The sequence below is a fragment of the Rhizobium sp. 862_C5_N1_2 genome (genome assembly GCF_051811205.1).
In the GTDB taxonomy this organism is placed as follows: Bacteria; Pseudomonadota; Alphaproteobacteria; order Rhizobiales; family Rhizobiaceae; genus Rhizobium; species Rhizobium leguminosarum.
The window spans coordinates 371843-397463 of sequence record NZ_JBPWPT010000003.1; the positions used below are offsets into that span (position 1 = coordinate 371843).

Sequence of the window (25621 nt, forward strand, 5' to 3'; positions counted from 1 at the left end):
TCATTTCGCCGGCTTGACCGCCAGCCAGATGACGTGGCGGGCGCCGCCGCGTTTGCCGTTGGCGCGTGTGTTGACCGCATCGACGGAAAAACCGCTGTCCTTGAGACGCCGCGTGAAATCGGGGTCCGGACCGGACGACCAGACGGCGAGCACGCCGCCGGGGCGCAACGCCTCGCGGGCGGCGCGAAGGCCGGCGAAATCGTAAAGCCGGTCGTTGGATTTGCGGGTCAGGCCATCAGGGCCGTTGTCGACATCGAGCAGGATCGCATCATAGGCGCCTTTACCGGAACGGATCGCCTCGCCGACATCGCCCTGATGGATGCCGACGCGCGGATCGTCGAGACAGCCCTGGAAGACCTCGGCCATCGGCCCGCGTGCCCAGGCGATCACGGCCGGCACCAGTTCGGCGACGATGACGCCGGCATCTTCGGGAAGGACGGCAAGAGCAGCGCGCAGGGTAAAGCCCATGCCGAGCCCGCCGATCAAGATCCTTGGCTTCGGGTGCGCCTTGATTCGTTCCCAGGAAAGCGTTGCCAGCGCTTCCTCCGAGCCGCTGAGACGGCTGTTCATCAGCTCATTGGCGCCGAGCATGATCGAAAATTCGCTGCCGCGCTGCTTCAGCCTGAGTTCGCCGCCTTCACCGGGAATGGTCGCGGAATCGAGCTGGATCCAGGGCAGCATGACGGTTTTGCCTCATATGAAAGAGACCGTCCCCTAGCATAGGGCGCTAGATGAGGCCAGCAAGCCGGCCTCAGATCATCCGGATGAAATGATCCTGCTCGAATTCGACGATGGTGTCCTGCGGCACGGCCGAGCGGCGGCGGATGTCCTCCACCTCGTCGGGCCTCAGCCAGGCCTTCGGGTCGTCGAAGCGGACATCCGGATCGGGTACGGCCGAGAGCAGCAGACGGGTATAGGGGTGCAGCGGATTATCGATCACCTTGGCGACGCTGCCCCATTCGACAATCTGGCCGGCATACATCACGGCGATGTCCTCGGCGACGTAACGGGCGGTGGCGATATCATGGGTGATGTAGAGCAGACCGAGATTCATTTCCTGCTTCATCTCGTTCAATAGGTTCAGCACGCCGAGGCGCACCGAGACGTCGAGCATCGAGGTCGGTTCGTCGGCGACGATCACCTCCGGCTTGACGGCCAAGGCGCGAGCGATGTTGACGCGCTGGCGCTGGCCGCCGGAGAGTTCATGCGGATATTTTGGCGCGACGAGATCGGGATCGAGCCTGACGCGCTGCAGCAGTTCGCGGACCGCGACGTCGATCTCGGCCCCCTTGATCTCCGGACGATGCAGCTTCAGTGGCCGCCGAAGATGATGGGCGATGGTGTGGGCAGGGTTCAGCGAGGCGAAGGGGTCCTGGAAGATCATCTGCACCGACCGGCGGTAACGGGCGATCTCAGCGGATTTCGCCGCCTCGACAGGCCGGCCCTTGTAGAGAATCCGGCCGGATGTCGGCAGATATTCGCGCATCGCCATGCGGGCGCAGGTGGTCTTGCCGCTGCCGGATTCGCCGACGAGCGCCAGCGCCCGCCCGGCATGCAGCGAAAACGAGATGGCGCGTGCCGCATGCACGGCTCCGGAACCATGGCCGAAGGTCTTCGTCACCTGGTCGAGTGCGAGAATGGCGTCTGTCATAGCAGCACTCCTCCATGCAGCGAGGGGAAGGAGGCCCAGAGCTTTTTCGTGTAGTCATGCTTGGGCGTCCTGTAGATCGCCTCGGCCGTGTTCTGCTCCACCAGCTTGCCGGCGAGCATGATACCGATGCGGTCGCAGAACTGCACCATCAGCCCGAGATCATGGGTGATGAACAGTACGGAAAAGCCGAAGCTGCGACGCAGTTCGTTGATGCGCTGCAGGATTTCGCGCTGGACGACGACGTCGAGCGCCGTCGTCGGCTCATCCATGACGACGAGCTTCGGATCGAGCGCCATGCAGATGGCGATGACGATGCGCTGGCGCATGCCGCCGGAAAACTGGTGCGGATAGTCGCGCATGCGATCCGGCGCGATATCGACGAGCGTCAGCATCTCGGCGGTGCGCTCGCGGGCTTCCACGCGGCTCATGTTCTTGTGAGTGCGTAGCATGTCGTAGAATTGCGTCTCGATGCGCAGCACCGGGTTCAGCGAGTTCATGGCGCTCTGGAAGACCATGGCGACCTCGCGCCAGCGGAACGCACTGAGCGCCTGCCGGTCGAGGCTGAGCACGTCGCGGCCATCGAGCAGGATGCGGCTTTCCTTGCGGATCAGCGCCGGTGGCTTGTGCAGGCGGCTGATGGCAAAAGCGATGGTGCTCTTGCCGCAGCCGGATTCGCCGGCGAGGCCGAAGACCTCGCCGGGTGCGACATCGAAGCTGACATCCTTGACGGCGCGGAAATCCTTTTCCTCGCCGATATAATCGATTGTCAGATTTCTCACCGAGAGCAGCGGCTGCGTCACAGGCGGCCCTCCCCGGAACGGACGAGCAGGGACCAGCGCTTCAGATGATTGCCGGTGCGCAGCCGTGGATTGGCGATCTCGTCGACGGCGAAGTTCAGCAATGACATGCCGATGCCGAGGAAGGCGAGCGCGAAGCAGGGGGTGAGAATATCCCACCAGGCGCCGACCGAAAGGGCCGAGGCCTTCTGCGCGTTGTAGAGCATGGTGCCCCAGGAGATCGCTCTCGGATCGCCGAGGCCGAGGAATTCCAGCGTCGCTTCGGTGATGATCGCGAAGATGACGCTGCCGATGAAATTGATGCCGACGATAGAAATCACGTTGGGAAAGATCTCGAATGTCATGATGCGCCATTGCGGCTCACCCATCATCTCGGCCGATTTGACGAAATCCTTCTGCTTGACGGAGAGCGTTTCGGCACGGGTGACGCGTGCGCCCCAGGCCCAGGAGGTGGCGCCGAGGATGAGGGCGATGACGAGGGGGCTTGCCTGGCCGATGAAGGCGGCAAGCACCAAGAGCAGCGGCAGGTTCGGAACGACCAGCACCATATTGGTGAAGAAGCTGATGATCTCGTCGGTCTTGCCGCCGCGATAGCCGGAGATGATGCCGAGTGCCGTGCCGACGAGAGTGATCAGCAGGCCGGCGCCGAAGCCGACGGCAAGCGAGGTGCGGGCACCGTAGATCAGCCGGGCGAAGACATCCTGGCCGATGCGCGTGGTGCCGAGAATATGGTCGAGTGACGGCGCCTGGTGCGGTCGTCCGGTGCGGGCGGCCGGGTCGTATTGCGTCAGGAGGGGCGCTGCGATCGCGACGAAGACGATGAAAGCGATGATGACGAGGCCGATCAGCGCCTTGCGGTTTTGAAGCAGGTTCTTCATCTCATGCTCCCTTCAGCCGCGGGTCGAGCAGCACATAGCTGACGTCGACGATAAAATTGGCGATCAGCATGGTCGCGGTCATGATGAGGAGCTGGCCCTGGATGACGGGATAGTCGCGGGCGAGGATCGCCTGATAGAGAATATTGCCGAGGCCGGGATAGTTATAGACGACCTCCGTCACCAGCGAACCGCCGAGGATGGTGCCGATGGCGATGGCAAGGCTGGAGACGGTCGGCAGCAGGGCGTTGCGCGCCGCATACCAGAGCATCACATGGCGGTCGGAAAGGCCCTTGGCGCGGGCCATGACGATATAGTCCTCGCCGAGCAGGTTGATCATGTTGTTGCGCATGGTGACGGTGAAGCCGCCGATCAGCACGGTGCAGAGCGTCACCATCGGCAGGATGCCATGATGGGCGAGGCTGCCGATATATTGCAGGCTGAAGGCCGGATCGAGTGATGGGTCGGCGGCATAACCGTTCGGAAACCAGCCGAGCGTGAAGCCGAAGATGAAGAGCACGATCAGCGAGGTGACGACGGCCGGCACCGAGGTGGCAAAAATCGCGCCGACGGAGACGACGACATCGAACTTGCTGCCGCGACGCCAGGCGGCGACGATGCCGAGGAAGGTGCCGAGCGCGAAGCTCACGATGGTGGCCGTGCCCATCAGCCCGACCGTCCAGATGAGCGCATGGCCGAGCACCGAGGTGACGGGCAGCGGGAAATACTTGATCGAGCGGCCGAGATCGCCGGTGAAGATGCTGCCGAGATAGGTGAGATATTGTTGCCAGAGCGGACCGTCGACGAAGCCGAAGGTGAGCTTCAACGCCTGCAGGCTTTCCGGCGGCAATTCGGTGCCGGCGCTCGAGAACATGATCTGCACCGGATCGCCCGGCATCAGCCGCGGCAGGAAAAAATTGATCGTCGCTGCCGCGATGAAGGCTGCCATGTAGAAGACGAGGCGGCGAAGCAGGAAAGCCATGGGGACTCCGTCGTGACGGAAGCGGCGCTTTCTACGCCGCTTCCGGAGATCGTGATGCTTACTTGACCGGCTCGAGAGCGAGCAGATTCAGCAGGCGTGCCGGATTGGTCCGCGAGATCGACGGATTGACGAAGGGGTTTTCCTTGGTCGACCAGCCGGTGAAGCGCTTGGTGTTGTACTGATACCAGTTCGGATTGTTGAACACCGGAATCATCGGCATGTTTTCGGCGACGATGCGCTGCGCCTTGTTCATCGCGTCCTTCTGCTTGGCAAGATCGGCGGTCTGGGTGAACTCGGTGACGAGTTTCTCGACCTCCGGGTAGAACCAGCGCTGCGCGGTGAAGCGGGTCTTGCCCTTATCCGAAGCGCTGAAAGCGCGCTTGTAGGGGTAATAGGGCGAAGCCGATGCCGGCAGGCTGTTGATCGCCGCATCGAAGGTGCCGTTGATGAGGTTGCCGGTCCAGACGGCTTCCTCCGGCGTTTCGATCTTGGCGTCGATGCCGACCGCCTGCATGCCTTCGACGGCGAGGTTGACGGTATCGATCCAGTCGGTCCAGGCGCTGGGGACGATGATCGAGAAGGAGATCTTGGTGCCGTCGGGATTGTCGCGGAAACCGTCGCCGTCCTTGTCCTTGTAGCCCGCCTCGTCGAGCAGGGCCTTGGCGGCGTCGGCATTATAGGTTGCGAACTTGCCGAAGTCGGCCTTGACGGATGGGTCCGCCCAGCTCTTGTAGAGCTCACCCATCAGGCCGGGGTCTTCGTTCAGCGTCGGATAGCCGTAGCCGGCGACGTCGATCATCGTCTTGCGGTCGAGCGCCATCGAGACGGCGCGGCGGAACTTCAGGTCGTTGAAGGCCTTCTTGTTGTTCTCGTTCGCCGTTTCCAAGTTGAACAGGAAGGCGACCATGCTGCTTGGCGAATACCAGTAGTGGAAATGTGCCGGATCCTTGGACACGTAGACATTGTCGATATCGGGAATGAAGGAGACGCCCCAGTCGAGTGTGCCGTCGGCCGTTGCGGTCAGCATCTGGTTGTTGTCGGCAAGCTGCGGGAAGCGCATGCAATCGACTTTCAGATGCTCGTTATCCCAATAGTTCGGGTTGCGGCACTGGTCGTAGGTCTGGCCGGTGAAACGCGGCACTTCCGTCAGCGGGCCGCTGCCAACAGGGGTCTCGTTGGCGAAGGTGACCGGATCGGCGACGTCCTTCCAGACATGTTCGGGAATGATCGGCAGCTGCGAGATCTGCTCGGCGGCGAGCGAGCTCGGATTGGCGAGCGTGAAGCGTACCGTCTGGGCGTCGACGGCCTGGATATCGGTGATGAAGGTCCAGATGCTGACGAAGTCGAGCGCCGGGAACTTCTTCAGGTAATCATAGGTGAACTTGACGTCGGCTGCGGTCAACGGCTTGCCGTCCGACCATTTCAGGTTCGGGCGCAGCTTGAAATCGATGCTCTTCAGGTCGTCGGAGAGTTTGAAGCTTTCGGCCAGGCGATAGACCGGCTTGTTGCTGTCGAAGCGGTTGAAGATGACCAACGGCTCGTAGATGAAGTCGAGCGTGGACTGGCGCGACGAGGTCTGGTTGAACGGATTGAAGTTGCGAACCCAGGTCGTCGCCGGCTCGATATTCGCTGTGAGGATCGTCTGCGCCACGGCAGATCCCGAAAGCAGCGTCAGGGCGGCGGCGGCAAGAAGATATTTTTTCATGTGTTATTCCCCTTTTCTTATGCGGTGAGAGATGACGTGCCGGTCAGGAGACCAGCGCGCTTGCAAACATGTCTTCGACTTGCGCATGGGCGGCGCGGAAATCGACCTTGAGATTGCCGAGGCGGGCCTTGCCGGCGGCGATCCGCTGCAGGGCGGCTTCCGTCAGCGGACGGGCGGCTTTGGCGGCGGTTTCGCTTTCAGGAATGTCGCCGTGGCTGTGGAGCGCGATGTCGAAGCCTGCGTCGAGCACCTGTTTGACGCGTTCCGGCAGGGAGCCGGAGAGCGACTCCATGAAGATGCAGTCTGATATCAGCACGCCGTCATAGCCCATGTCCTTGCGGATCACGTCGTGCATGATGGGCGAGACGGACGCCGGCAGCTCGGCGTCATAGGCCGAATAGACGACATGGGCGACCATCGCCCAGGGCGTATCCTTCAGCGCCACGAAGGGCTTGAAATCGGTCGCGGTGAGCGTCTCGCGGCTGGCGTCGACCACCGGACGCTCCTTGTGGGAGTCGAGCGTCGCGCGGCCATGGCCGGGAATGTGCTTGATGACGGGCATGTTGCCGCTCTCGAGCAGGCCATCGACCACCTCGCGGCCGAGGGCAGCGATGAAATCGGGATCAGGGCCGAACGAGCGGGCGCCGATGACCGCACTCGTCGTCTCGAAGACGAGGTCGAGAACGGGCGAGCAGCCGCTGGAAAGGCCGAGTTCCGTCATCATCGCGCCCATGGCCTGGGAGGAAAGGCGCAGTGCTTTTTTGCCGAGATCGAAATCGCGGCGCGCAAGTTCGGCAAACTGGCCGAAACTGCGGAAGAGCGGCCAGGGGCCGGCATCGAGATGCTGAACGCGGCCGCCTTCCTGGTCGGTGAAGACAGGCGCGTCGTCGCGGCCGACGGCCTCGCGGAAGCGGTCGATCAGCCGCTTCGTCTGTTCCGGCTCGCGCTGATTGCGCCGGCCGACGAACAGGCCGAGCGGATTGGTTTCGCGAAAGAGGGCGAATTCATCATCCGAAATAGTGGGATTCGGGAGGCCGACGAAAAGGGCGAGCGGGGTCGAGGACAATTCTGTAACTCCGGATCAGATGGTCATTTCGGCGTGCTTCTCAGCATGCCTTCGTAGATGCCCTTGTCGGGGGCGGGGATGACGATTGCGCCTGCGGTCTTGGCGTAGAAATCGACCGGGCCGGCGTCGCCGATGAAGGCATAGGCGTGACCGAGCGTCTTCATGGCCTGAAGGCAGGCGGAAAAGAGGGCGAGCCCGATGCCCCTGCCACGCGCTTCGGGGTCGACGCCGGTCGGGCCGAAGAAGCCGCGCGCCGTCGTGTCATAGCAGGCAAAGCCCAGCAGCTTGCCGCCGTCGACGGCGATCAGGCAGGCAACGGGCTGACGGGAGAAGGCGACTGTGACTTCGCTTGCCCAGTTCTCGCTGAACTGTTCGCGAACCCAGCTGACGATAAGATGCAGTTCCGGGGGGAGGGCCGGGCGGATGGAGACGCCGACATCGCCGGCCTTCTGTCTCAGGTCGGCGAGCTCAGTGGAATACAAGCTCACAAGCAGGTCTGGCACCTGTCATTCCTCCAGTTATTCCGTTATTGCGGAATGTATCCCCTTTTAGTGTCATAGATTTGGCCATCTGGCAGGGCTTGTCAACAAGGTTTTTCAACGAGAGAAAGGGACGCCCCGCCGCAGTCGCTGCGGTTTCAACGCAAAGTAGGCGCGAACGCAAAACGGCCCGGGAAGGCCGGGCCGTTTTCGATTGGCGGCATGTTCGCTGAGCGAGTGCTTATATATCGTCTTTCCAGAGCGCATGAAAATGCTGCACCGGGCCGTGGCCGGAGCCGACGGTGAGGTGTCCGGCAGCTGCGACCGCGCCGGCAAGGTAATCCTTTGCGATGGCGACGGCCTCCCGCGCCGAGGCGCCCTTGGCGAGCTCGGCCGCCAGGGCGCTGGAGAGCGTGCAGCCAGTGCCGTGGGTGTTCTTGGTCGGCACGCGCCTGGCTTCGAACCAGTGCAGGCCGGCGGCGGTGGCAAGCACGTCAGGGCTCTCGTCGCTGTCGAGATGGCCGCCCTTGACCAGCACTGCGGCCGGGCCAAGCGCCAGCAGGCGTTCGGCCTGTGACGCCATATCAGCGCGATTTGTCGCGACCGGCTGGTGCAGCAGCGCGGCGGCTTCGGGCAGGTTCGGGGTCAGCAGCGTGGCAAGCGGCAGCAGCCGGTGGGTCAGCACGTCGACCGCTTCAGGCGCGAGCAGGGCGGCTCCACCCTTGGCGATCATGACAGGATCGATGACGATCGGAATGTCCCGGTGGTCAGTCAGCGCACCGGCAACGGCGTCGGCGATGCCGGCATTGGCGATCATGCCGATCTTGACGGCATCGACGCGGACATCGGCAAAGACGGCATTGATCTGGTCGGCGACGAATTGCGGCGGCACCAGATGCACACCGCTGACACCTTGCGTGTTCTGCGCCGTCAACGCGGTCAGCACCGCCATGCCGTAGACGCCGCGGGCGGAAAAGGCCTTGAGATCGGCCTGGATGCCGGCGCCACCGGAGGGATCGGAGCCGGCGATCGAGAGAACGTTGCGGATCATGCACGGGCCTTTCGGATTTCTGCGGCGATGTGGCGCGTGGCCGCTTCAGGATCTGGCGTGCCGCAGATGGCGGAAACGACGGCAAGCCCTTTGGCGCCTGCGGCAAACACTTGAGCGACATGATCCGCCTTTAGCCCACCGATCGCGACCGATGGCACCGGCGAGGCCTTCACCAGCCTTGCAAGACCGTCAAAACCGATCGGCTGCTTGTGGTCGGCCTTGGTCGGTGTCGCAAACACCGGTCCGACGCCGGTATAATCGACCAGATCAGGATCAACGGCGGCGGCGAGCGGCGCGGTCTCGACCGAGAGGCCAAGGATCATGTCGGGGCCGATCATCGTCCGCGCTTTGTGTGCATCCATGTCTTCCTGGCCGATATGCAGACCGTCGGCGCCGATGGCGATTGCCGCCTCGACATCGTCGTTGACGATGAGGAGGGCGCCGGTCCCCTCCAATGCCTGTTTCAAGGCGCGGCCGGTCTCGATCATCCCGATGGTGGCGGCATGTTTGTCACGCAGTTGCACCATGGTCGCGCCGCCGGCAACGGCAAGTCGCGCCGTTTCGACCATGCCGATCCCGGCGCAGAGATCGGGGTCGAGGACGAGATAGAGCGAAAGGTCGAAAGCTTTCATGCCGCCGATATCCTCGCCCTGGCGTCAAGCGTTTCGGGGTCGAGCGCAGCTAACGCATCGAGGAAACGCCATGAGAATGAACCGGGGCCGGCCGCCCCAAGTGCGGCCTCTTCGCCGGCGATGGCGAAGGTTGCTAGTGCCGCAACCGTCGCGCCGAAGATGTCTTCGGGTGCCGTCGCGGCAAAGGCGCCGACGAGGCAGGTGAGCGAGCAACCGAGCGCGGTGACTTGCGGCATCAGCGCCGATCCGCCTTCGATGCGCACGGCCTTCTCGCCGTCGGTGACGAAATCCACCGCACCGGTGACGGCGACGACCGCCCGCTGACGCTCAGCCAGCCATCGCGCAGAACCTTCCGCCTGTTCGACCGGGTCGCGGCTGTCGACGCCCAGGCCGCGGCTCTCTCCGCCGGCCAGGGCGATGATTTCGGAGGCGTTGCCGCGGATGATGGTCGGACGCAGCGCCAGGAGGTCGGCGACCGCGTTGCGGCGGAAAGCCGTCGCATAATGCGCGACCGGATCGAGCACCCAGGGCTTGCCGGCTGATGTCGCGGCCTTCGCCGCCGCCTGCATGCCGTCGATCCATTGCGTCGACAGCGTGCCGATATTGATTGTCAGCGCGCTGGCGATCCCGGCGAATTCGCCGGCTTCCTCAGCGGCGTGCACCATGGCGGGCGAGGCGCCGGATGCAAGCAGAACATTTGCGGCAATGTTCATGGCGACGTAATTGGTGATGCACTGAACGAGCGGCGGCTTTTCCCGCATCGCCTTCAGCATCGCTCCTGGTGTGGTCCTGGTCTGCATATGGCCCCTTTCAGGCGGGGGCGGGCACGGGGCGGTTCGTGCGGGCTAAGCCGCGACCCCGAGCGACTCCCTCCGCCGGCATTATCCGGTTCAGGTTCGAAGGGTGCTTCTCAGCCCGTCTTTCGACGAACGCCCCTGTCTCTCATCGCGCTCTTTTTCGCAGAGAACGGGCCTGATGTCATCCTGAAAATGACAATTCTGCGACCGACCCGGCGCGACGATGGCTATGGATGATTTATGGGTCTGGATCGCCCTTCATGAAGGACGAGAGATCGCCGCCGATTCGTGTCTTGACCAGGTTTTCCCGAATGTCGTCTGCGGGTTCTGTTCCGGGCTGCCCTCGTCGTTGCCGTTTTGCCATGCGGCTGTCCTCTCCTTTTCGAGAAGAATAACAGTAGCAACCGTGGGTGCAATGAATTTCTAAAATACATCTCTGTATTTGTGAGGAGCATCGAGAAAAACGCAGATGCCGGAGCGGCTCTTTTCTTCGAAGGAACGAGGCTCATCTTTTCAAGACTTCGCAGCAGTGTGGATAGTGCGGAATTATTCATCCTATCCGTTCATCTGTCGAATTTTCAATGCAAACGGGCAGGTGGACAGCTTCGCGTAAGTTGCGCGTCGTCTCATGGTCCTCGCCAATCGGTTTTATTCGAGCGTTGAAATCTCTTGGCGAATTCGTTGAGGGCGAGTCTCAGCCAAGGCAAGACTTAATCTCCCAGAACGTGAAGTAAATATCTAACGGAAACTTTACCGTGCTGACACGCTTAGGTTGACTAAATGACGGATTGTAGCGATACGGCTTTACACGCGAATAAAATCTTCCTGAAGTTGTATTTTCAATGAGAAAATTTTTGAGAATCGGCATGAAGCGGACTCGTCCGACTATCGCCCCTGTTTTGATATTCATTGCTTGTGCCAACCCGGCTTCTTCGCAATCACCTGTTCCGGCCGATCAAGGACCGGAACAGGTGCAGGCGCCCGCTCAACCGGCGCCGACCATGAAATCCCAGAAATTCGACGACTGGTATTATCGCTGCACCGGTTCGGCAGGCGCTGAGGCCTGCGAAGTCGCCCAGGTCGCGCAAGTCACCAAAGACGGCAAACCCGTCAATATCCTGACGTTGGCGATCGCAGCTTCGCCGGCCGGTTCCCAGGGCAAGGGCGAAAAGGGCAAGGGCGACAAGGGCAAGCCGCGGCTGATGCTGACCGCCCTTCTGCCGCTCAACGTCTTCCTGCCCTCCGGCCTGTCAATCAAAGCCGATGGTAAGCCGGTCGCCAAACTCGACTATCGCAATTGCAACCAGTCCGGATGCTGGGCGCAGCAGGCGCTGGATACGAAGACGGCCGCGGCGCTGAAGAAAGGCTCTAGTGCTGAAGGGCTGGTGCGGCTGATGAACGGCCAGGACGTCAATATCCGTTTCTCGCTGAAAGGGCTGAAGCCGGCCCTCGACGAACTCCAGCCCACTGCCGTGAAGTAGCCGAATTTCAAGATGACGACAGACATTCGATCCTCCCTGGTTGTCGGCGCCGTCCTCATGATCGGTGCCGCTTCCGCCCACGCACAATCGCCGGCCGACGATTTTAACCGCCGCCAGGAAGAGCAGACGCAGTCGCAGCGGCTGGATGCGCTTCGCCGTGCCACACCGGGCGGCAGCGCGGATGGGGAAAACGGATCTTTGCCCGCAGGCCCCGGAAATGGCGCCTGTTTCGACATCACGCGTGTCGAGATCGATGGGGCAAACCTGCTATCGGCACAGGAGATCGGCAAGGTGACCGCACCTTACGGCAACCGATGCGTCGGCCTCGCCGAGATCAATGCGGTGCTGCGCGATGTCACGCACCTCTATATCGATCATGGCTATGTGACCTCGCGGGCCTATGTGCCGCAGCAGGATATCGCCAAGACCAGGATCCTCCGCCTGCTCGTCGTCGAAGGCACGCTCTCGGACATCTATCTCAATGGCCAGAAAGTCGTCGGCAGCGGTTCGCTGGCGACAGCCTTTCCGGGCCTGATCGGCCGGGTCGTCAATATCCGCGATATCGAGCAGGGGCTCGACCAGATGAACCGGCTGCAGGCCAACGACGCCAAATCCGCCATGCTGCCCGGTCCCAACGACGGAACGTCGATCCTGAATATCGAAAACCGCCCGGGCCGACCCTGGCATGTCTCCCTCGGCAACAACAATATGGGGCAGGAAAGCACCGGTTTTTCCCGGAGCTCGGCATCGCTGGGCTTGGACGACCTGCTTGATATCAACGATCAGTGGAACTTTTCATACGAGCATAGCGGTCCGGACTATCCGTGGCGCAATGACGGAAAGGGATATGGCAACAGCTATTCTGGCAGCGTCAGCGTCCCCTACGGTTACTCCACTGTCTCGCTGAACGGCTCCTGGTACCAATATGAAAGTGCGGTCGAAGGAAATTTCTCATCGCTCGAAACCTCGGGCAACTCAGGGCAGGCAGGTCTCGGCATTGATCGCGTCGTCTTGCGCGACAAGGATTCGATCACGACTGTCCGCAGCAGCCTGACCTATAAACAGACGAACAACTTCCTGCTCGGCAATCTGATCGAGGTCGGCAGCCGCCGCTATACGGTCGGCGAGATCGGTATTTCCCATTCCCGCCGCATGTTCGGCGGCATCTGGGTGTTCGATGCCAGCTACGACAAGGGGCTCGGTCTCTTCGATGCCGTGGAACCGGGCGATCCCGGCGCCGGCAACGCCGATCCGCGATTTTCAAAGTTCAACGCTACGATCAGCGTGACGCAGCCGTTCACGCTGGCCGGTAGGCAGCTCGAGCTGACCTCGCTGCTCAGCGGTCAATATTCCCCCGACAATCTCCTTGGCGCGGAGCAGATCTCGCTTGGCAGCTACAGCAATGTCCGCGGCACGCGCGAAAGCGTGCTGTTCGGCAATAACGGCATGTTCAGCCACAACGAGATCGTCTGGAGAACGAAATCCAACGAAAGCGGCGATGCAGTCGCGAAGGTCCTCGGCGAGCTGCGCCCTTACCTCGGCCTGGACTACGGCCATGTCTATTCGCAAAAACGCTTCGACATGACGGGGGGCGATCTCGCCAGCTGGACGGCCGGTATCCGCGCTGTCGGCGGCAATATCAGCGCCGACCTCGGCTATTCCGACATCGTTGCAAGCAGCCTCGACCAGGTCGACGGCGGGCTCTTTTATTTCAGCGCATCCACTCATTGGTAACGGAAGCAAAAATGACCACCGGCAATATTTCGAAGAATGATCTCACTCAGACCTTTTCGACATCGACAGCGCTGATCCTTGCCCTTTCCATCTCGCTTGCCGGCTGCGCCGGCCGGGAGGCCCGGCCGGTCGCTTCGACCAACCCGACCGACAGCGCGTTCGATTGTGCCGGCATCGCGCGTGAATTCGAGGCGAACGAACGGCAGATCACGTCGACAGTGAAGGAGCGGACGGACGCGCAGGGCAAGAATATCGTCCTCGGCGCGACCGGCGTCCTGCTGTTTCTGCCTGCGCTGTTTTTCATGGATCCGAAATCCCCCGAAAAGGTCGAGATCGATGCGTTGCGCAACAGGAACAATGTCCTGACCAGCATTGCCAAATCGAAAGGGTGCCTCGCGCCCAAGTCCCAGTTGACCGAGCTCTACAAGCATCTCGACGCCAAGGCCAAGCCTGCATCGTCGTCGGACAACAGGAACTGAATTTCGCTGACACTCGAACCCTATGCCTGAATCCCGGAGTTTCTCTATGCGTATCGTGCGTTTTCTAACCCTTCTCCTTCTGGCGGCGACACTTGCGTCCTGCGTCACGACGACCGATCCCCGGCTAATTGCGGCCCTTCAACGAACCTCGGTGCGCGAAATCCGGATTGAGTTGGCCCCCGACGTCAAGACATTCGGTTTCGGCGACAAGCCGGACCAGCAGGTCCAGGAGGCGGTTCGCACGCTTCAGGCGACGATGGCCAAGGAGTTGATCGGCGTGCCCGGCGGACCCACGCGCGGCAGGCTGGTCGTGACGCTGCACGTCTTCGATGTCACCACCAAGCAGGCGCGGATCATCGGCGGGCATGACAGCATGATCGATGGGACCGTCCGGCTGGAAGACGCCAAGACCGGGCAACTGATCGCCGAAGCGCAAAACATCCATGGCGAAGATCTCTCCATGCGCGGGAGCGGCTACGGCGTGATCGTCGCGGTTGCGATCAACGCGGCGACGACGTCAGGGGCGCCTGACATCATGGCGCAGCGATTGTCGAAATCCTTCACACGCAATGTGAAGACGTGGCTCACCCAGAAATAGTCCTGCGATGCAGCAGTCATATTGTCGAACCCGAAAGAGGATGGCAACCGGGCCTCGCCGGGGTTTGAATCCCCTGTCCCAATCGAAATGGAGAAATTTCGTATGAACAAAAGGCTTTTTGCGGCTGCGGGATTGAGCGTCATAGCGGTGCTGCTGGCTTCATGCGGCGGGGCAAAAGATCCCGCGATGGTCGCCAGCGAAAGAGTGGCAAAATCCACTGAGATTCTGAACGAAAGAAAACAAAAAGGCGCGTTGATCCTGGCGCGCTTTATCTATCCCGGCTTGTTCGGCCCCATGCAATGTGCCGGCCAAATTCGTCTCCGCAAGCTCGTCGACGGCGAACCTGACAAGGTGGCTGCTCCTGAAGATGTCTGGAGCGGTTTCAAATGGCTATTGCCTGAGCAAAGCAAGCCGGCGGATATAAACGGCAATCTCCTGAACCCTGTCGGCAACGCGAAGGAGTACGAACGCGTTTTGCATCCGATCGCGCCCGGTACTTATGTCGTGACCTACGCCTCCTGTCAGATGTCTTCGCCAAACGGAACGATGACGCTCGAGGCTGGCGGCGATCATGGCGGACTGTTCAGCTACATCAGCGCCTTGGAAGGTGCGAGCAAGATTACGATTGGCGAGGGCCAGATCGTCGATGCCGGATACTTCCGTGTGCAGGGGACGAAGACCCACCCCGTCGTGGTTGGGCAGGAAGCAAGCCAGGCCGAGCGCGAGGTCATGAGGGAAGTTCTTCCGGCAGCCTATTCCTCCATCACGTTCAAGAAGTTCGGGGACTAGGCACGCCGGACGCCCACGGGGACGCGCCAAATCGCGTCCATTTTGTTCGGATTGCATTTACCTCAAGCACAGGCAGAAGTTGACCGTCATCAACGGCTATGGTTTCGGTCAGCTAGGAAATTGCAACTAATGCGGGATTTATCCGCCGCATGGATTTAGGTCGCGGAAGGCAGTGATGAGCGAAGAGCGGTGCAAGTCGACGACAACATGTGGCGTCGCCGGAGCAAATGGAAGACCTAGTCGCAGGCTGGCACGTCTCGCCCGGCAATCGCTCGCGCTCCTGCTGAGCAGTTTGCTCGTGTTTCAGCCGATGCTTGCCAATGCCCAATCTGTGTCGGCAAGCGGCGCCGCGCCCGCCGCCAACCAGCCGGGCGTCGGCGCCGCCCCGAACGGCGTGCCGCTGATCGACATCGTCACCCCGAATGCAACCGGCTTGTCGCATAACAAATACGACAATTTCAACGTCGGCACGCCGGGCCTCATCCTGAACAACTACAAGGGCGAGATCGGCAATTCCAATCTCGGCGGCGTCACGCCGGGCAATCCTAATCTGAATAATTCTGCTCCGGCATCGGTCATCCTCAACGAGGTGACCAGCGGCAATCGCTCGGCTTTGAACGGCCCGACCGAGGTGTTCGGCGGCCGGGCGGATGTCGTCATCGCCAATCCGAACGGCATCACCTGCGATGGCTGCGGCTTCATCAACACGCCGCATGCAACGCTGACCACAGGCGCGCCGCAGATTGGGGCCGATGGCAAGCTCAACGGCTTTATCGTCAATGGCGGGGATGTCACCATTGGACCGAACGGCGGCAACTTCGCTGCCGGGCCCGGCGCGGTCGATCTCTTCGACATCGTCTCGCGCGCGGTCCACGTCAACGGCCCGGTCTATGGCAAGGACCTGCGCGTGACGGCGGGTGCATCCAACTTCGACTACGCGACGGGCAATTCCCAGGCGCTCGCTCCGATCTCCGGCACACCGGAATATGCGATCGACGGCACAGCCCTCGGCGCCATGCAGGCCGACCGCATCAAGATCGTCGTCACCGAAAAGGGCGCCGGCGTGCGCATGAGCGGCAATCTTGCGGCAAACACCAACGAATTGTCGCTGTCGGCCGACGGCAAGATCTCGCTCGGCAACGTCTCCGGCCAGCAGGGCGTTTCTATCTCCTCGAAGGCGAAGGTGACGGCCGCCAAAGTGGCGTCGAAAGCAAAGGTCGCCGTTCAGGCGGATCAGGGAATTACCCTGGATACGGTCGCCGCCGACGGCGACATCCTGCTTTCGAGCGGCAGCGGCCTGTTGAGTGTCGGCGGAGAGGCCAACAGCGCCGCCAACGTCCTGATGTCGTCGGGTGCCGGCATTGCCGCCGGCAGCGTAATCGCCGGCAATGCGCTCACCCTGTCCAGCACGTCGGGTGATATTCAGGTCGGCGATGCGGTAAAGGGCACAGGGGCGCTCTCCATCACCGCCACGTCAGGCTCGATCGCCGCAGCCTCGCTTGTCAGCGGCAATGACATCACGCTTGCCGCCGGCGCCGATATCGGCATCTCCGGCGATATGCTGGCGCAGGGCAACGTCACGGCTTCAGGCCGTTCGATCTCGGCCGATACGGTCGTCTCGGGCCTCGACATCGCTGCGACGAATGCGGCGTCAAATGGCAGCACGGTTCTATCGGGGGCCGGCGACATTCAGCTTGCCGCCGGCAGCGGCGCCGTCGATGTCGACGCGCTCCTGTCGGCCGGCGATACGTCGGTCACATCAGCGGCGCTGACGGTCCAGAGCGTCATCGCGCATGGCGCCATCGCGATCAACGCGGCCACTGACGTCAGCGGTCAGATCCTCAGTGGCGGCAACATCGGCCTCACCGGCTCGGCCATCGCAGCCGATGCGATCATCGCCGGCATCGACTTTGCCGCGACCGATGCGGCCGGCGGCAATATCGTGCTGACGCAGAGCGGCGATCTCTCCCTTGCCGCCGGCGGCGACATCGATGCCGGCACCCTGCTTGCGGCAGGCAATCTCTCGGCTTCCGCCACCAATATCGGTGCAACGGCCATCACCGGTCATGGCGCGATCGCGCTTTCCGGCAACACTGACATCACCGGCCAGCTCCTCGGCGCCGGCGATGTATCGATCATCGGCGGCTCGATTGCGGCGGGCACGATCGTCGCCGGCATGGACTTTGCCGCCACCGCCGCCTCGCCGGGCGGCGCCATCGCCGTCGGCATGGCCGGCGACCTGACGCTTGATGCCGGCAGCGGCGGGAGCGTCGATATCGACACGCTGCTTGCCGCAGGCGCGCTCCTCATCGATGCCGGTCGTTTCCAGGCCGACAATGTCAGCGGCCACGGAGCCGTTACCATCACCGCCGATACATCGGTCACCGGCCAGCTCCTTGGCGCGGGCGACGTCTCGGTCACGGGTCCGGCCATTCAGGCCGGCGCCATCGTCTCCGGTGTCGATTTTGCCGCCACCGCCCAGTCGACCAATGGCGACATCGCGCTGGGGCAGACCGGCGATCTCACGCTCAAGGCGACGGCCACCGATATCAGCGCCGGCAACCTGCTTGCCGCCGGAAGTGTCGATGCTAGCGCAGCGGGTGATGTCAGCGCCAATGTCGTTGCCCATCAGGACATGACGATCGTTGCCGGCGGCTCGATCGATCTTACCGGCCAGTCGCTTGCCGCCGGCAACGCCAGCCTCTCGGCGCGGGATATCACCGTCGATACTCTCGTTTCCGGCCTCGACTTCGCGGCCACCGCTGCATCCGCCGGCACGCTGAAGCTCCAGCAGACCGGCAGCATGAGCCTTGCTGCCAAAAGCGGTTCGATCACGGCCGGCAACGCCCTACTGAGCAGCGGCGCTCTTTCAGCCAGCGCAAGCCAGAATATTGCCTATAACAAGCTCCAGAGCCTCAGCAGCGCTGCGCTCACGGCGTCGGGCGGCCAGATCAGCTACGGCAATCCCACCCGCACCGCCGGCAACCTGACGCTCACCACGACCAATATCGATCTCTCCAATGGCCGGGCGAGCAACATTGCCACCGGCGGTACGCTGACGCTGAACGCCGCAAGCGCCAACCTTGCCAACAGCAGCCTCACTCTCGGCGGCCTGGCTCTCGATCTCTCCGGCACGGCCGATCTCAGCGGCGCCCGGGTCAATGCCATTACGACTGCCGGCGGTTCGGGCGATATCGCCATCAAGGCGCGTGGTCTTACCACGACGGCCGGCACCGCGCTGCTCGCCGCCAACGACCTGACGCTGACACTGCCGTCGCTGACCAATGCCGGGCAACTGGCAGCCGGCAACGATCTCACATTCAACATTGCCGATAACTTCACCAACAGCGCCACGGGCCTCGCCTATGCCGGCAACGACGCCAGCCTCTTCGTCGGCGGCGTGCTCACCAACAATCAGGGCGCCATCCTCGCCAACCATGACCTTCAGATCGCCGGGGTGGCGGCCGGGCTGAGAAACACTGAAGTCACCAATATTTCCGGTCTCATCCAGGCCGGAAACGACATGTCGATCCTGACCAGCAACCTGACCAACCAGCGGGCCGCCACGCCGCAATGGACGACCGGGACGCTGGTGTCTTCAGGCGTCGTCAGCGGTTTCACGCTGAATCCCGTTGCCGCCGGCCTGCCGTTCGGTTACCTCGAGACCGCAGATCAGAACATGTACCAGCTCTATGCGGGCGTGGATCCGGGGCTGTGGCAGGATTATCAGCCGCTGCTCTGGTCGAAGGCGACGCTTGCCGACGGCACGACTTACCGCGCCTGGACCTGGATCTCAGCCGACGGACCGGAGAAGGTCGGGCCGATCATCGACTGGATCAGGGACCGGGTGCCGAGGGACGCGAACGGCAATCCCGTTGTCGATCCCAACAATCCGTCGCGCTATTTCATCGTCGACGAGGTGAATTTCAGCGGCTCGGACGAAAGCACCACCTACTCATGGGATTGGTCGTCCCATCTCAGCCAGTCAGTCTACGAGGACCGCTTGGTCGGCACGCTCAGCCCGGAAGCGACGATCCGGGCGAGCCGCAACCTTTCGATCGACGCCACGAATCTCAGCAATGCCTACAGCTCGATCGAGGCCGGCGGCAACGCGACGCTGAAGGGCTCAACGCTGACCAATACCGGCGTGAGCCTGTTTCGCACGACGACGACGACCTGCCAGGCGCAGGGCGCCTGCACGGCCTATGATGCCAATGGCAACGCCAATCCCTCGAAGAACATCGCCAACGGCACGACGATCGTCAGCTCCGTCCAGGCGATCGGCGGCGTCTCGGCCAACATCAAGGCGGGCGGTGCCCTCTCCGTCAACTTCGGCAGCGTCAACAATACGTCTGCGGCCGGCTCGATGGCAGGCGGCGCCAGCCTGGCGGCATCAAGCAATCCCGGCGATCCGCTTTCAGCGCTCAACGGCCTGACCGCCGGCGGTGCGTTGTTCAATGTCAACGCGGCGCTCGGCGGCGTCACCGCCAATGGCGGCACCCTGCTTACCGGGCTCGGCAATATCGCCGACCGCATCCGCGTCGACGGCAAAGCCCTTGAGGCCGCCGCCAAACCGCAATCGGGTGGCGTCGACGGGAACATACCCCACCAGATATTCCTGTTCGAAACCCGCGGCGACTTCCTCGATGTCAGCAAGTTCTACGGCTCCGGCTATTTCATGCGCGAGATCGGCTACGTGCCGGAGACGACGGTTCCGTTTCTGGGCGATGCCTATTTCGAGAACCAGCTGATCGACACGCAGTTGCGGCAGCTTGTCGGCGAGGGGCTCGGCAGAAGCACCTTCATCGCCGGCAATGACGCCATCGAGCAGATGAAGACGTTGCTCGACAACGGCGTCACCTATGCCCAGGATAACGGCCTGGCTGTCGGCCAAGGGCTTACTCCCGAGCAGGCGGCGGCCCTCACCAAGTCGATCGTCCTCTACCAGTGGCAGACTGTCGACGGCATCCAGGTGCTTGCTCCTGTCGTCTACGTCGCCGCCGCCGACCGGCAGAAGCTTAGCGGCGCCGGCGCCGTCATGGCGGGCGGCTCGGTCGATATGAATGTCGGCAATCTCGACAATTCCGGTCTGATCGCATCCGCTGGCGGCCTTACCGTCTCCGGCAGCTCCATCCAGGGCAGCGGCACGTTCCTGTCGCGCGGCGACACGGCGCTCAATACCACCAACGGCATCGCGCTGGCGGCCCAGACGATGACGATCGGCGGCCAGAACCTCGTCAATACCTATGCCGGCGTGACGGCAGGCGGCAATCTGCTGCTTGCCGGCGGCAGCGGGGATCTCGCCCTCACGGGCGTCAAGGTCAATGCCACAGGCAACGCCTCGCTCACCGGCAAAAACGTGACGCTGGCTGCAGCCAAGGTTGACAACGCAGGCCAGCAGAATGCCACCGGCACCCAGGTCGCCAGCGGTAAGGCTCTGTCGATCAAGGCAACCGACAATGCCAACGTCATCGGCAGTTCCGCCAAGGCGGGAACGACGCTTGACGTGACCGCCGACAAGGGCTCGGTGGCCGTCGTCTCGACCGATGTCGCCCGCAACAACCAATCCGGCTACACCAGGACCCTCTCCACCGACCAGCAGCAATCGCAGCTTTCCGCCGGCACGAACACAACGATCAAGGCCGGCGACGACATCCTGCTCTCTGGCTCCTCCATCCAGGGTGGTGACAATGTCGCGCTGAATGCCGGCGACGATATCAATATCACTGCCGCGCAGGAACAATCGGCCTCAACTTTTGGCAAGAAGTCCGCCTCGTCGATCACCCATGTCGGTTCGGAGATATCGGCCGGCGGCGATCTCTCGGTCACCGCAGGCAATGGCAGCGGCGATCACGACCTCAACATCGTCGGCAGCAAGCTCGCCGCTGACGGCAAGGTCGGTCTCAAGGCCGACGGCGACGTAACGATCGCCGAAGCCACCGACACCGCAACCCTCGACGCCAAGCTCAGCACCAAGGGCGGGTTCCTCGGCAGCAGCGAGAAGACGACTACGCATCTGGAAACGACGACGGCCGTCGGCTCCGCCATCATAGGCGGCGGCGGTGTGGACATCACGTCGGGCAAGGACACGGCGGTCTCGGCCTCGAAGATCGAGGCCGGCAACGAGACCGCCGCCGCAGACCTGAACATCACCACCGGCGGCGACCTCGCCATCGCATCCGGCAAGGACACCAGCGCCAAGGATGACAAGGGGTCGCGCAGCGGCTTCCTGTCCAAAGGCTCGTCCAGCTACAAAAGCTACGACGAAACGACCGTCGGCTCGCAACTGAGCGCCACCGGTGACATCAATCTCGACGCAGGCAAGGCAGCAGTCATTGCCGGTTCAAACGTCGATGCCGACGGCTCGATTAATGTGGCGGCCAACAGTGTCTCGATCATCGGGGCGCAGGAGGCGCACGAACTCGAGGAGCAGCGCAAGAAATCAGGCTTCGGCGTAGGCGGCGGCGGCGGCTTCATTTCGATCTACGGCAGCCAGCAGAACAAGGGCGCACAGTCCTCGACCCTCAATGTCGGCTCCGCACTTTCCGCCGGCGAGGACGTCAACCTGACAGCCCGGGCAACCGACCTGAACATCATGGGCTCGTCCGTCGATGCCGAGCGCGACATCAACCTGTCTGCCAAGCGCGACGTCAACGTCACACCAGGGGCAGAAGGCTTCTCGCAGTCCGAGCAGGAGAAGAAGTCCGGCTTCGGCCTCTCCTTCTCTGCCGGCAATGGCGGCATCTCCATAGGCATCGGCGCGCAGACGAGCAAGGACAGCTCGTCCCAGCAGTCGGATACCAATGCGGCTTCGACGCTGTCCGCCGGCCGCGATCTCAACATCTCGGCCGGCAATAATGTCAATCTGCAGGCCGCGCAGGCCTCGGCCGAGCGCGACGCCAATCTGTTCGCTGCCAACGACATCAATCTTCTGTCGGCTGCGGACGAGACCAACTACGAGGAGATCCACGAGAAGACCTTTGCCGGCGTGACCCTCAGCGTCTCCAGTCAGGTGAGCCAAGCGGCCAGCAGCATCATGAACTCGGCCGAACGCCTTGCCGGCGACAGTCGCGTCAACGCGGTCACCAACACCACGATCGCAGCCCTCGGCTTCTACCAAGGCTACAAGAACCTCAAGGATGCCTATCAGCAGTTGACGAGCGCCGATCCTAAAGCGAAAGGTCTCAATTTCTCGGTCTCGCTGTCGGCCGGCGTCAACCATCAGGAAAACAGCTCGTCCTCATCATCCTCGACGCCCGTCGTCGCCGATATCCACGCCGGCCGCTCGATCACCCTGGAGGCGCAGAACGGCTCGATCACCAGCGATGGTGCGCAGATCGCGGCCGGCTACGACAAGTTCGGCCTGCCCACAAACTCCGATGATCCGCTGGCCGGCGACATCGTCCTGTCGGCGAAGAATGGCAATATCAATCTCAATGCAGCGACGGGCACGTCCGATACATCAAGCCAGAACTCCTCCTACAGCGTCGGCGTTGGCGTCAAATGGGAGTGCGGCACGAAGTCGAAGTGCGTACCTGACGTCGGCGTCAACGGATCTTACGGCAAGGGCAATGACGGCACGACCGGGCTGACGAATTACAACACCCATGTCAACGGCACCGGCGACGTCACCATTCTCACCAATGACCTCACTCTGAGAGGCGCCACCGTCACCGGCAATTCGGTGACCGTCGATGTCCGCAATCTGACGGTCGAAAGCCTGGTGGACACGGCGACTGCAGAGGCTCGCCAGCTCAACCTCTCCGGCTCGATCGGCACGGACGGCTTCAGCGCCTCCGGCGCGACGCAGAAGGCGGCGGGCGATGCCGCCATCGTTTCCGAGCAATCCGGCATCCACGCAGGAACAGGGGGGCTCGATCTAATCGTCGACAAGAAGACGACGCTCGTGGGCGGCCTACTCACCAGCCAAGCGCCTGCGGAACTGAATCATCTCGAAACCGGCACGCTCGAAGTTTCCGACGTCGATACCCATTCGCGCTGGAAGGCCGACACCTATGGCGCCTCGATTGGCTCCGGCGGCTTGAGCCTCGCAAAGGTGAACGACGGAGAGAGCGAAACCGGCAAGGCCTATTCGGCCATCGGCGGCAACATCGGCATCACCGTCACCGATCCCGAGCACCAGACGCAGGATATCGGCACGATCCGCCGCGACACTGACAATACCAACACCTCGCTGCCCGGACTGCCGGACCTGCAGAGCATCCTGCGCGATCAGTACAAGACGCAGGCCGATCTGCAGGAAGCGCAGAAGACCATGGCGGGCTTAGTCGGTGACATTGCCAGCGAACTCTACAAGCAAGCTATTCGGAACCAAGACCAAGCCGGAATGGACTATTGGAAGGAAGGCGGCGCAGGTCGTGCGCTGCTGCATGCCATCGGTGGCGGTATCCTTGGTGGCGTCAATGGTTGGGAGGGGGCGATCAAAGCCGCTCTGGGCGGTGCTGCGACTACATTGATGGCGCCGGCCATCGCCGAGCTCGTCAAGGGCATGCTCAAGGGAACAAAATACGAAGGAACGCCCGAAGGCGACGCGCTTGCCAAGCTGATCGGCGCAACCCTTTCGGCTGGTGTTGGCGTAGCGGTCGGTGGCGCTGAAGGCGCCGGATACGGTGCGGCGAACTATCAGTACAACTATCTCAAACACGCTGAAATCGAGTTGGGAGACAAGCTGAGAGCGGAATGTACCGGGGGTGATGATAAAGCCTGCGTGCAACTGGATCAGTTGCACGAGATCGACGAGGCACGCGACGATCAGTTGGAAGCTTGCGAAGGAAATTCATCGGCCGCTTGTGAAAAAGCTCGTTACGACGTCCGACAGGCAGCTGCCGAAATGTTCGAAGCTATCGCAACCGCCGACGGTCCCGTCAGCCTTGTCGACCAATTCATGATGATGAGAACTATCTCACAGGCTGTTGCTTATTTCGATCCTAAAGACCCTAATCAAGGCAGCATAACTGCTGCGCAATGGGACATCCTGAAGTCGAATGATGTTGACGCTGCCGTGGGCGTGTTGGCGGAAGCATTCAGGAAGGGTGACACCCAGGGGATGGTGCTTGGTTATCAGATCTTAGTTTTGAATAAATCCATCGCTGGCTTGCTAATCGCGGTGGATGCAGCCGGTGTTCCCGGTAGCAGTTACAAAGGTTCGGTCAAGACCATCACAGCGTCGAATGGTACGGTGGTCAAGGTGCCGGAGGGTTATCAGTCCCTGTCCGCCTCAGAAGCCGCCTTCACCGACGTGGTCGGTCTGCCCACAGGATTCGTCCGAGTGCGCGACGTAGACGGAAATGTTGTTTTTGCCGGGCCAAACGGAGCAATCTATAATGACGTAGCGGCTGCTCAAAAAGCTGCCGCTACTCCAGTCCCAAAACCGCTAAGTTTTGCCAACGAAGCTAAGTTAGACGTCCATTTCGAGAAGCATGGAGCAGAATTTGGAGTAAATAGCTCGAGTGAATATCTGCAGGTGGGAAGGGATATTCAGCGTTACGGTGAGAAGGTCGAATATTTGTACAAAGGCGAATTGCGAGAGGGTTATGTGCAATTCATGGGCAATACCTCGAAAGGGAAGGCAAAATTCGGCTTCGTTGGGACGAACGCGAACGGCGACATCACTACGATTCACGTAGAAAGCGGAAATAGCTTTTGGAAAATGCTAAATGGAGATCCAATGGACAAAACGATAAGGCCAATAAATTGATTTATTCTGCGCTAATCGAGAAAATAGGAAATGATATCGAAGAAGAGGTTTCAGTCCTCATTTGTGAGGAGAGGCTAACTTGCTTCGCGAGTTATATGCCGTATCCAATACATGTCGGAGAAGTATATCAAGTAGAACTAGTTGCGGTTGTGTTGAATGAGTATATTATTGAAGAATCTAACGATGAATTGCCGTCAATTTTTCGGACGGGAACAGACTACTCATACTTATTGACTGGCGTGTTGGGCGACGGAAATATTAACTGTAGATCAATAACTTTTTTTGATGACGTTCTCTCTGAGGATTTTGGGTTTCTCCGCGGAAAAATGGTTTCGTGGAAAGTGGATCGACTCGATATTTGTTTCTTGGAATAATATAGTACTCGCTACAAAGGCCACGGCGATCTCGACAATTCCGGCCTGATCGCATCCGCTGGTGGCCTTGCCGTCTCCGGCAGCTCCATCAAGGGCAGCGGCACGTTACTGTCACGTGGCGACACGGCGGCTCAATGCCACCAACGGCATCACGCTGGCGGCCCACGATGACGATCGCTGGCCAGAACCTCGTCAACACCAATGCAGGAGTGACGGCAAGCGGCACTCTGCAGCTTGCCGGCGGCAGCGGCGATCTGGCGCTGAAGGGCGTCAAGGTCAATGCCACAGGCAACGCCTCGTAACCGCTGTTCCGGCCCCACGTTGCCCTCGCCATCCTAATCTGTGATCTTCTTTCCATGGACGAGCAATGGAAGTTTCTCCATGGAGACTACATCGGAGCTTCTCACAACCAG

General features: G+C 61.6%; 18 protein-coding genes and 1 riboswitch. Of the genes, 7 read left to right on the forward strand and 11 right to left on the reverse strand.

What is annotated here, in order from left to right:
* From ACD590_RS31730 to thiM, 11 genes are all read right to left on the reverse strand, one after another.
* On the reverse strand, positions 1-681 hold the full coding sequence (locus ACD590_RS31730; RefSeq protein WP_439004152.1) for a spermidine synthase: 681 nt from the start codon (positions 679-681) through the stop codon (positions 1-3).
* Between the two features lie 70 nt (positions 682-751).
* Positions 752-1651 carry an ABC transporter ATP-binding protein gene (locus ACD590_RS31735; RefSeq protein WP_439004153.1) on the reverse strand — a complete coding sequence of 300 codons (900 nt, stop codon included), beginning with the start codon at positions 1649-1651 and terminating at the stop codon, positions 752-754.
* Positions 1648-2451, reverse strand: a complete 804-nt coding sequence (locus ACD590_RS31740) for an ABC transporter ATP-binding protein (RefSeq protein ID WP_247265932.1) — start codon at positions 2449-2451, stop codon at positions 1648-1650. Before ACD590_RS31740 ends, ACD590_RS31735 begins: the two co-directional genes overlap by 4 nt.
* A complete protein-coding gene (locus ACD590_RS31745) occupies positions 2448-3326 on the reverse strand; it encodes an ABC transporter permease (RefSeq protein ID WP_018448569.1) in 879 nt (292 codons plus the stop codon). The genes ACD590_RS31740 and ACD590_RS31745 overlap by 4 nt, the downstream gene beginning before the upstream one ends.
* 1 nt (position 3327) lies before the next feature.
* A complete protein-coding gene (locus tag ACD590_RS31750; RefSeq protein WP_247265931.1) occupies positions 3328-4305 on the reverse strand; it encodes an ABC transporter permease in 978 nt (325 codons plus the stop codon).
* 58 nt (positions 4306-4363) lie between these two features.
* Positions 4364-6010 (reverse strand): ABC transporter substrate-binding protein, encoded by a 1647-nt coding sequence (locus tag ACD590_RS31755; protein ID WP_247265930.1) that lies wholly within the window; start codon positions 6008-6010, stop codon positions 4364-4366.
* A 43-nt stretch (positions 6011-6053) separates the two neighbouring features.
* A complete protein-coding gene (locus ACD590_RS31760) occupies positions 6054-7076 on the reverse strand; it encodes a glycoside hydrolase family 3 protein (RefSeq protein ID WP_168279160.1) in 1023 nt (340 codons plus the stop codon).
* Positions 7077-7099: 23 nt separating this feature from the next.
* Positions 7100-7579, reverse strand: a complete 480-nt coding sequence (locus ACD590_RS31765; RefSeq protein WP_026231012.1) for a GNAT family N-acetyltransferase — start codon at positions 7577-7579, stop codon at positions 7100-7102.
* 217 nt (positions 7580-7796) lie between these two features.
* Entirely contained in the window at positions 7797-8606 is an 810-nt protein-coding gene (gene thiD / locus ACD590_RS31770) for a bifunctional hydroxymethylpyrimidine kinase/phosphomethylpyrimidine kinase (protein WP_168319544.1), read from the reverse strand.
* Positions 8603-9238, reverse strand: coding sequence for a thiamine phosphate synthase (gene thiE / locus ACD590_RS31775; protein ID WP_115156758.1), 636 nt, complete (start codon positions 9236-9238; stop codon positions 8603-8605). The genes thiD and thiE overlap by 4 nt, the downstream gene beginning before the upstream one ends.
* A complete protein-coding gene (thiM, locus tag ACD590_RS31780; protein ID WP_439004154.1) occupies positions 9235-10038 on the reverse strand; it encodes a hydroxyethylthiazole kinase in 804 nt (267 codons plus the stop codon). The genes thiE and thiM overlap by 4 nt, the downstream gene beginning before the upstream one ends.
* A gap of 50 nt (positions 10039-10088) precedes the next feature.
* Positions 10089-10185: riboswitch (TPP riboswitch) on the reverse strand.
* 692 nt (positions 10186-10877) lie between these two features.
* Between thiM and ACD590_RS31785 the strand changes: the two genes are divergently transcribed.
* The 7 genes from ACD590_RS31785 (at position 10878) to ACD590_RS31815 (ending at position 25510) form a co-directional block, all read left to right on the forward strand.
* Positions 10878-11516 carry an invasion associated locus B family protein gene (locus ACD590_RS31785; protein ID WP_247266457.1) on the forward strand — a complete coding sequence of 213 codons (639 nt, stop codon included), beginning with the start codon at positions 10878-10880 and terminating at the stop codon, positions 11514-11516.
* A gap of 12 nt (positions 11517-11528) precedes the next feature.
* Positions 11529-13250, forward strand: a complete 1722-nt coding sequence (locus ACD590_RS31790; protein ID WP_247266456.1) for a ShlB/FhaC/HecB family hemolysin secretion/activation protein — start codon at positions 11529-11531, stop codon at positions 13248-13250.
* An 11-nt stretch (positions 13251-13261) separates the two neighbouring features.
* Complete coding sequence (locus ACD590_RS31795; RefSeq protein ID WP_247266455.1) at positions 13262-13729, forward strand: hypothetical protein; 468 nt, start codon at positions 13262-13264, stop codon at positions 13727-13729.
* 46 nt (positions 13730-13775) lie between these two features.
* Positions 13776-14327: a hypothetical protein gene (locus tag ACD590_RS31800; protein ID WP_065277705.1), complete on the forward strand. Its 552-nt coding sequence runs from the start codon at positions 13776-13778 to the stop codon at positions 14325-14327.
* A 102-nt stretch (positions 14328-14429) separates the two neighbouring features.
* Complete coding sequence (locus ACD590_RS31805; RefSeq protein WP_439004155.1) at positions 14430-15116, forward strand: hypothetical protein; 687 nt, start codon at positions 14430-14432, stop codon at positions 15114-15116.
* Positions 15117-15291: 175 nt separating this feature from the next.
* Entirely contained in the window at positions 15292-24834 is a 9543-nt protein-coding gene (locus tag ACD590_RS31810) for a hemagglutinin repeat-containing protein (RefSeq protein ID WP_439004156.1), read from the forward strand.
* A 541-nt stretch (positions 24835-25375) separates the two neighbouring features.
* A complete protein-coding gene (locus ACD590_RS31815) occupies positions 25376-25510 on the forward strand; it encodes a hypothetical protein (protein WP_258719885.1) in 135 nt (44 codons plus the stop codon).
* The last annotated feature ends 111 nt before the right edge of the window (positions 25511-25621 follow it).